A 2,444-nucleotide genomic window follows, 5' to 3' on the forward strand; every position below is an offset into this window, starting at 1 on the left:
AAGTTGTGGATCGTCAGCCCCACCATCTGGCTGAACTGCGACATCGTCGCCTCGCCGCTATAGCTCTGCCAGTTGGTGTTGGTGGCAAAGCTGACCGCGGTGTTCCATGCAAGGTGCGGCGCCAGCCCCGCGAACCCGAGCGGGTTGAGCGGAAGGTAATATTGCAGCCGCAGGATCGCATAGGTCAAGAACAGGCCGGCCACGTTGAACAGCAGCATGTGGATGCCGAAGCGCTTCCAGTCCTGCTCGGCATCGGGGTTGATCCCCGACAGCGCGTAGAAGCCGCGCTCGACGGGCGAGAGCACGGGATGCAACCACGTGCGCCGCCCCTCCATGATCGCGAACAGGCCCATGCCGAACGGCTTGGTGATCGCCACGACGAGCGCGGCGAAAACCAGAATGAGCAGCCAGCCTTGTACGGTCATCGATGGTCTCCGCTCAATACCGCTCGGGGTGGACGAGCACCGCGACGAGATAGAAAAGCAAGCCGACGGCGGTCAGGCCGCCGAGCCACAGGTCGATCGTCATGACAGGGTCCTCACGCTTTTTCGCACAGGCGGAAATAGGCCAGGGTCAGCGCGAGCAGCCCGATCGTGATCGCGATCCACAATATGTCCTGCATGGTTGGCGCTCCCGTCAGCAGCCGGGGGTGGGCGATCCGCCCGCTGCCGTCCCGATGGCGCGGCGCAAGTCGCTGGTCCGGAAGGCTATGAACATCGCCGCGATGGGCGCGATTATCCGGCAGGCCATAAGGTCCCCATGTTTCCCGATCGCGGAAGGCGGCAGGCAAGGACGCTCTATTAGGCGGGCACGGCGTTAAGTAGCGAGATCGCTAGACCGCTTTCTTCATATGTTTGACGTAGCATTTTGCGGTTCGGATCGGCTGCATCAGGCAAAGCGCGGGAACGCCGCGCGGCTCTCACACCACCCGCACCGGCCCCGGATATTCCGCCAGCACGGCGTCGCCAGTCAGCAATACGATGCCCTCCGCCATCGCCTGCGCGAGCAGCAGCCGGTCGAACGGGTCCGTGTGGATCGGCGGCAGGGCGCCGACGGCGACCGCGTGATCGCTGGTCAGCGGCAATTCGACATAGCCGTTGTCGGTCAGCCCGCGCCGCAGGCCAGCGGGGTTTGCGGTGAAGTCGGGACGGCGCAACGCATGCTTGATCGACACTTCGGCTATGCTGACCGCGCTGAACATCAGCACATTGCCGTCATCGTTGATCAAGGCGCGCGCCATCTTGGACAATCGCGCCGACCCTTCGGCGATCCACAGCAACAGGTGCGTATCTAGCAGCAGCCTCATTCGTCGCCGTAGAACATGCGCTCGATCTCTTCCTGGCCCATCGTGTCAAAATCGTCGGGCACCTTGATCTGGCCCTTCATGAACCCGATGCGGCTGCGGCGCGGCGGATCGGGCGCGTCGACCGCGGTGACCTTGACCATCGGCTTGCCGGCCTTGGCGATGATGAACGGCTCGCCGTTGACCGCCATCTCGATCAGCTTGGACAAGCGGGTCTTGGCGTCATGGATGTTGACCGTGAGCATGGCATACCTTCAGGTAAACTAGACTAACCGGACTTAGTTCATCCAAGCTCGCCGCGCAACATGGGTAGCCCCACCCTTCCCCCGCCCCCGCCCCCTTGCTAAGGCCCGCATGACGTAAGATTCGCCCGTCCGGGCGCGCTTGTGCGGCCCCCCGTCGGGCGCCTTCCCGCCGCGCTTCGCGACTGGCCGCACATCAGGGGAAGGACCCGCATGACCGCCATCGGCCAGGACACGCTCGGCACCCGCGACACGCTCGTCGCCGGGGGCAAGACCTACGATTATTATTCACTGGCCAAGGCATCGGCGAAGCTCGGCGACATCAGCCGCCTGCCCTTTTCGATGAAGGTCCTGCTGGAGAACATGCTGCGCTTCGAGGACGGCGTCACCGTCACGCCCGAGGATGCCCAGGCGATCGTCGACTGGCAGGCGAACCCCGTCGCCCCGGATCGCGAGATCCAGTATCGCCCCGCACGCGTGCTGATGCAGGATTTCACCGGCGTCCCTTGCGTCGTCGACCTGGCGGCGATGCGCGACGCGATCACCCGGCTGGGCGGGGACGCGGCCAAGATCAATCCGCTGGTTCCCGTTCACCTCGTCATCGACCATAGCGTGATGGTCGACGAGTTCGGCAGCCCCCAGGCGTTCGGCGACAATGTCGAGCTGGAATATGCGCGGAACTTCGAACGCTACGAATTCCTCAAATGGGGATCGAAGGCGCTCGACAATTTCTCGGTGGTGCCGCCCGGCACGGGCATCTGCCACCAGGTCAATCTGGAATATATCGGCCAGGCGGTGTGGCATTCGGACGCCACCGGCGACCATGGCGACGGCCGCGCCATCGCCTATCCCGACACGCTGGTCGGCACCGACAGCCACACGACGATGGTCAACGGCCT

6 protein-coding genes are annotated in these 2,444 nt (G+C 64.2%); 1 reads left to right on the top strand and 5 read right to left on the bottom strand.

Annotation, left to right across the window (positions count from 1 at the left end):
- The 5 genes from ACFE7K_RS15680 to ACFE7K_RS15700 all read right to left on the bottom strand — a co-directional run.
- The coding region (locus tag ACFE7K_RS15680) for a potassium-transporting ATPase subunit KdpA (protein ID WP_375399125.1) at nucleotides 1-425 on the bottom strand (425 nt) is incomplete at its 3' end.
- A gap of 13 nt (nucleotides 426-438) precedes the next feature.
- Complete coding sequence (locus ACFE7K_RS15685; protein WP_375399126.1) at nucleotides 439-528, bottom strand: potassium-transporting ATPase subunit F; 90 nt, start codon at nucleotides 526-528, stop codon at nucleotides 439-441.
- Between the two features lie 10 nt (nucleotides 529-538).
- Nucleotides 539-790: a hypothetical protein gene (locus tag ACFE7K_RS15690; RefSeq protein WP_375399127.1), complete on the bottom strand. Its 252-nt coding sequence runs from the start codon at nucleotides 788-790 to the stop codon at nucleotides 539-541.
- A gap of 129 nt (nucleotides 791-919) precedes the next feature.
- The gene (locus ACFE7K_RS15695) at nucleotides 920-1,306 is read right to left on the bottom strand and encodes a type II toxin-antitoxin system VapC family toxin (RefSeq protein ID WP_375399128.1); all 387 of its coding nucleotides are present in this window, start codon (nucleotides 1,304-1,306) and stop codon (nucleotides 920-922) included.
- On the bottom strand, nucleotides 1,303-1,548 hold the full coding sequence (locus ACFE7K_RS15700) for a type II toxin-antitoxin system Phd/YefM family antitoxin (RefSeq protein WP_375399129.1): 246 nt from the start codon (nucleotides 1,546-1,548) through the stop codon (nucleotides 1,303-1,305). Before ACFE7K_RS15700 ends, ACFE7K_RS15695 begins: the two co-directional genes overlap by 4 nt.
- Nucleotides 1,549-1,758: 210 nt before the next feature.
- Here ACFE7K_RS15700 and ACFE7K_RS15705 point away from each other — a divergent pair.
- On the top strand, nucleotides 1,759-2,444 hold a 686-nt coding region (locus ACFE7K_RS15705), incomplete at its 3' end, for an aconitase family protein (protein ID WP_375399130.1).

This window comes from uncultured Sphingomonas sp., from assembly GCF_964244265.1.
Lineage (GTDB): Bacteria > Pseudomonadota > Alphaproteobacteria > Sphingomonadales > Sphingomonadaceae > Sphingomonas.

Excerpts from the sequence above, each read along its gene's own strand:
- ACFE7K_RS15685 (WP_375399126.1), bottom strand. The coding sequence starts at position 528 with ATGACGATCGACCTGTGGCTCGGCGGCCTGACCGCCGTCGGCTTGCTT.
- ACFE7K_RS15695 (WP_375399128.1), bottom strand. The coding sequence starts at position 1,306 with ATGAGGCTGCTGCTAGATACGCACCTGTTGCTGTGGATCGCCGAAGGG.
- ACFE7K_RS15700 (WP_375399129.1), bottom strand. The coding sequence starts at position 1,548 with ATGCTCACGGTCAACATCCATGACGCCAAGACCCGCTTGTCCAAGCTG.